Here is a 5,134-nt window from a genome sequence, read left to right on the forward strand (position 1 = left end):
TTTTACTTTAATAAATGTTTTAGTCATAATTATTAGCAAATTTATTTGCTTTTTAAAACATTTATTTGTTAAATTTGGTCACAATATTAACACAACTCAAAAAAAGATTCGCCTATATAAAAAAACTACTTTTTAGAAAAATTACTCCAAATTTTAAAATTAGAACTAAAAAAGTAGAATTATGGCTGATCTGCATACTCCAGATGCTCTATTAGTGAAAAATTATGTTGACGGCAGTGAAGCTGCTTTGGCAACATTAATAAAAAGGCACGAATCTAAGATATATGGTTTCATATACTCTAAGATTGCTGATAGAGATATTTCAAATGATATTTTCCAAGATACATTTATCAAAGTTATTAAAACTTTAAAAAGCAATTCGTACAACGAAGAAGGTAAATTTTTGCCTTGGGTAATGCGTATTTCGCATAACCTAATAGTCGATCATTTTCGCAAAACTAAAAAAATGCCAATGTATAGAGAAACCGAAGAGTTTTCGATTTTCTCTATCATGTCTGATGATGCATTGACTATAGAAGGTAAAATGATAGTGGATCAGGTCGAAGTTGATCTGAAAAAGCTTATCGAAGAATTACCTGATGATCAAAAAGAAGTTTTGGTTATGCGTATGTATCAGGATATGAGTTTCAAAGAAATCTCAGAAATTACAGGTGTTAGTATCAACACTGCGTTAGGAAGAATGCGTTATGCATTAATGAATTTGAGAAAAATAATAGATAAACATCAAATTATTTTAACCAACTAATACTATTTTGGTAATAAACCCGTTATACTAATATAAAACATTTGATAGTATGGCGAAAATTTACTCAAAAAAAGCATTAGCTTCTAAAAATCTTAAACCTAATAAAGAAGTAGTTTCTTTTATATTAAACTACTCACAAGCTTTGACTGTAGTTAAAGTTGAGGACAAAAGCTTTGAGATTATAGCTAATTAAACAGCCCACTGCTCCTGTCGGATGTTTATTAAAACATGAACCAAATGGTCGTTTTGGTTTGAAAGGCTCACTGTTTGTATATAAAACAAATAGTGAGTTTTTTTATGTAAAAATATTCCTTAATTTATTTTTTTTAGAATATAATCAGTTTAATCTTCTTTGCGTAAGTTTTTTATATCATTTTTTTATCAGTTTTGTTAAAATTTAATATTTTGACTCGTTTTTGTGTGTTTGTTTAATTTTTAATTTTATTTTAGTTAAAAACTAATTTTTTATTCAGTAAAAAAGCTTTTATTGAATGTTTTTCATATTGGTTTATCTCTGTCAAATTCTAACAATAAGTAATAATAAACTAAAAATTAAATATTTAACCCAAATCAGATCATGTATGAAGAAAAACTACCCTGCCTTATTTTGTTAAGTTTGTCTATTTGATTTTAAGCAAAAGTATTTGAACCAGAAAATATCTTTTGCTGACATTATAGTTTAAGAAAGTAATTTTTAACCTGCTTAATTGCTTTTCATAACTATTGTTCAAGAATAAAAGAAAATCATTTAACCAACCCAAAACTTAACCGCAAAATGAAAGAGAACATTAGAATGCTATGCTGCTTATTAATGATAAGCATGGCGACGTTTGCCCAAAAAGACCGAATTAAAGAAGCGCAATCTTTGTATGATAAAGGAAAAAGCGAAGAAGCTTTAGCTGTTTTAACCAAAACCGAATATCTTATCCTTAATGCTCCAGACGAAGATAAATCTGATTACTATTTCTTAAAAGGGAATGTTTTAAAAGATTTAGCTTTAAAGAATGTTGATGCCGCAAATAATTTCACACTAGCATCACAAGCCTATCAAGATGTGTTTTTGTACGAAAATGAATCTGGTAAATTTAAATCTACCGTTAAAGCCAATATGGCCCTAAAAGATATGAAAGCTGGTCTTGTTAAGGGAGCAATGACAGATTTTAATGCTGGTAAATTCAAAGAAAGCTCAGACAAAAGTTATAAAGTATATTTATTTGATAAAAAAGATACTTTAAACTTACTAAACGCTGCAGCCTCATCTATTAATGCAAAAGATTATGGTGCTGCAGTTACTTATTATGAGTTGTTGAAAAAGATTAATTTCTCAGGAAAAGGTGTTTTGTATTATGCGACCAACAAGAAAACAAAAGAAGAAGATGCTTTTATTTCTCCAAAAGCTAGAGAATCTGCAATTCAGCAAGGATTTTATGAAAAACCAAGAACAGAGTCTGTTCCCTCTAAAAAGATTGAAGTTAATAGTAATTTAGCTTTTGCTTATCTGGAGAGAAAAGATTACCAAAAAGCAGAAGCGACTTATAATTATGTTTTAGAGTTGAATCCAGATTACATTGATGCTTATATCAATCTTGCTTATTTGAAATTGCAAATCAAAAAAGATTTAGCAGATGAAATATCAGCATTAGGAACTACAAAAGCAGAAATGCAGAAGTACGATAAACTGAATGCAAAAAAAGATGATATTACTAGAAGTGCCATTCCATATCTCAAAAAAGTACTTTCTATAGAACCTAAAAATGAAGATGCTACAAAAACTTTATTAGGAGTTTATAGATCGTTGGATATGACAAATGAATATAACGCTTTAAAAGCTGGAAGGTAAATATTATTAGAAAATTAGAAAATGTGATGAGTAGATGATTTTCAATATCTAATTTTCTAATTGATAAATTGACACATTAAAAAAGGCACAAAAGTTATTTACTTTGTGCCTTACTTTTTTTTACAACAGTTGAAGCTTTTTCCATTTCTTCAATAAGCGATTTTTTTCCAACCGTTTTGGTAATAATATCTTTTTCCAGATTCCAGCCTCTTGCGGGTGAATATTCGCGTCCATACCAAATAATTTGCAGATGCAAATCGTTCCATAAATCTCTTGGAAACAATCTTTTTGCGTCTTTTTCAGTCTGAGCAACATTTTTTCCGTTAGATAAATTCCATCTGTACATCAATCTGTGAATATGCGTATCTACAGGAAATGCAGGAACGCCAAAACCTTGTGACATTACAACACTTGCTGTTTTATGACCAACTGCAGGCAGAGCTTCCAGAGCTTCAAAACTCTCAGGAACTTCACCATTATATTTTTCAATTAAAATCTCAGACAAACCATGAATTCCTTTAGATTTCATAGGTGATAAACCGCAAGGACGAATAATCTCCTTAATTTCTTCAATCGACATTTTAACCATATCATACGGATTGTCAGCTTTGGCAAACAATAAAGGTGTAATCTGATTCACGCGCACATCGGTACATTGTGCAGACAATAAAACGGCAATTAAAAGTGTATAAGGATCTTTGTGATCAAGAGGAACAGGTATAGTAGGATAGAGTTCTTTTAATTTATCAATGACAAATTGTACGCGAGCTTCTTTATTCATTTCAGTGATTTTAACGTCTGTAAAAATAGTATAATTTTTATGATGTGCCTAATCCAGCTTTCCGTTTCAACTCCTCATTATGCTAGTAACATTTTTAAATATTTAAAAGAGCTTCCGTTGGTCGCTTTTTAAATATAAAAAATGTAAACTATCATAATTCCGGGGTTTTCACTGCAATCTGGGGCAAAAAGAAGTTTTGAAATTATAAGCCATGAATTATGAGTTATAAGTTATCTTTGTTAGAAGATACAATCTAAAATCTAATATCAGAAATCTAAAATAAAAAATATGACAACATTAAAAGCCGGAGATAAAGCGCCTAACTTTTCAGGAATAGATCAGGACGGAAAAACACATAAACTGTCAGATTACACAGGAAAGAAATTAGTAGTTTTCTTTTATCCAAAAGCAAGTACACCAGGCTGTACCGCAGAAGCTTGTGATTTAAGAGATAATTTTGAACGTTTTAAAGCTAATAATTATGAGCTTTTAGGAGTTAGTGCTGATAGTCAGAAAGCACAATTAAAATTCAAAGACAAATATGAATTTCCTTTCCCATTAATTGCAGACGAAGATAAATCGGTAATCAATGCCTTTGGAGTTTGGGGGCCAAAGAAATTCATGGGTAAAGAATACGACGGAATTCACAGAACTACTTTTGTAATCGACGAAAAAGGAATCATCGAAGAAGTAATCGAAAAAGTAAAAACTAAAGAACACGCTTCGCAGATATTGAAATAGTATTCAGTCGCAGTCGCAGTTTTCAGTCACAGTTCTTAGAATTGGGCATATTTTAACGCAAAGGACGCTAAGTTTTTTTTAAGCTAAGTTTTACAAAAAACGTAAAGATCGCAAAGCTTTGTGTAAATCCAGCTTTGCGAACTTTGTGTTTTTAAGTTTGTCTCGTAAAATACGTTTCAGGTTATTTTACTTGACATTTAATTTTACCGCAAAGCACGCAAAGTTTTTTGTTTAAGTTTGTGTTGAAGATGACAAAGTTCGCAAAGCTTTGCAGAGATACAGCTTTGCGAACTTTGTGTTTTTTTTAAGCTTTTCTCATAAAATTACTTAGCGTGCTTTGCGGTTAAAAAATATCCGCTCCAACAATAACATGAAACTTGAAACAAGAAAAACTTGAAACAAAAAAAAAGTCCCAATAAGGGACTTTTTTTATTATGCATTTTGTTCTAATTCTTTCTGTGGATGATATCCAAAAAGATGGTGTTCCTTGATAATTTCTGGAATTCCAGGAGGAAGCATTGGTTCCCAGCCTGGTTTGCCTTGACTGATCATTTTTAAAACTTCTCTAGAGAAAACATCCAGAATGTTCGGATCATAATCTTCAATATCAACCACTTTTCCATTGAATTTAAAGAATTTGTACAATTCTTTCATTCGAGGATGAACTTTCAAGTTGTTAGAATTCATTAATGAACCATCTTCATCCAACATTGGATACAAGAATACTTTCATATCACGGTAGAATAATTTACCGAAAGCTTCCAGAATTCCACCACTTAAATGACGGTAGTATTTCTCATCAAAAATATCAACAAGGTTATTTACACCCATCGCCAATCCCATACGGGCTTTTGTATAATTTGCGAAGTATTCAACAACTTTATAGTATTCCTGGAAATTTGAAATCATTACCGTTTGACCAAGAGAACAAAGTAATTCGGCTCTGTCCATAAAGTCACGCTCGTCAATTTCACCATCCGAACGTAAATTCGAAAGCGTGATTTCA

Annotated in this window: 5 protein-coding genes and 1 pseudogene; 4 read left to right on the forward strand and 2 right to left on the reverse strand. The window is 31.0% G+C overall.

The window, feature by feature from the left end:
• The first annotated feature begins 181 nt into the window (after window positions 1–181).
• From VGE71_RS04655 to VGE71_RS04665, 3 genes are all read left to right on the forward strand, one after another.
• The gene (locus VGE71_RS04655) at window positions 182–766 is read left to right on the forward strand and encodes an RNA polymerase sigma factor (protein WP_331137248.1); all 585 of its coding nucleotides are present in this window, start codon (window positions 182–184) and stop codon (window positions 764–766) included.
• 49 nt (window positions 767–815) lie between these two features.
• Window positions 816–959 (forward strand): hypothetical protein, encoded by a 144-nt coding sequence (locus tag VGE71_RS04660; protein ID WP_331137249.1) that lies wholly within the window; start codon window positions 816–818, stop codon window positions 957–959.
• 582 nt (window positions 960–1,541) lie between these two features.
• Window positions 1,542–2,606, forward strand: a complete 1,065-nt coding sequence (locus tag VGE71_RS04665) for a tetratricopeptide repeat protein (protein ID WP_331137250.1) — start codon at window positions 1,542–1,544, stop codon at window positions 2,604–2,606.
• 94 nt (window positions 2,607–2,700) lie between these two features.
• Here the strand turns inward: VGE71_RS04665 and VGE71_RS04670 are convergent, their stop codons facing one another.
• Window positions 2,701–3,387, reverse strand: a complete 687-nt coding sequence (locus VGE71_RS04670) for an endonuclease III (RefSeq protein WP_331137251.1) — start codon at window positions 3,385–3,387, stop codon at window positions 2,701–2,703.
• Window positions 3,388–3,675: 288 nt separating this feature from the next.
• Between VGE71_RS04670 and bcp the strand changes: the two genes are divergently transcribed.
• On the forward strand, window positions 3,676–4,128 hold the full coding sequence (gene bcp / locus VGE71_RS04675; protein ID WP_331137252.1) for a thioredoxin-dependent thiol peroxidase: 453 nt from the start codon (window positions 3,676–3,678) through the stop codon (window positions 4,126–4,128).
• A 432-nt stretch (window positions 4,129–4,560) separates the two neighbouring features.
• Here bcp and VGE71_RS04680 read toward each other — a convergent pair.
• Window positions 4,561–5,134, reverse strand: a pseudogene (locus VGE71_RS04680) (TonB-dependent receptor); the annotation flags it as partial.

The sequence above is a fragment of the Flavobacterium sp. genome (assembly GCF_036405015.1).
In the GTDB taxonomy this organism is placed as follows: domain Bacteria; phylum Bacteroidota; class Bacteroidia; order Flavobacteriales; family Flavobacteriaceae; genus Flavobacterium.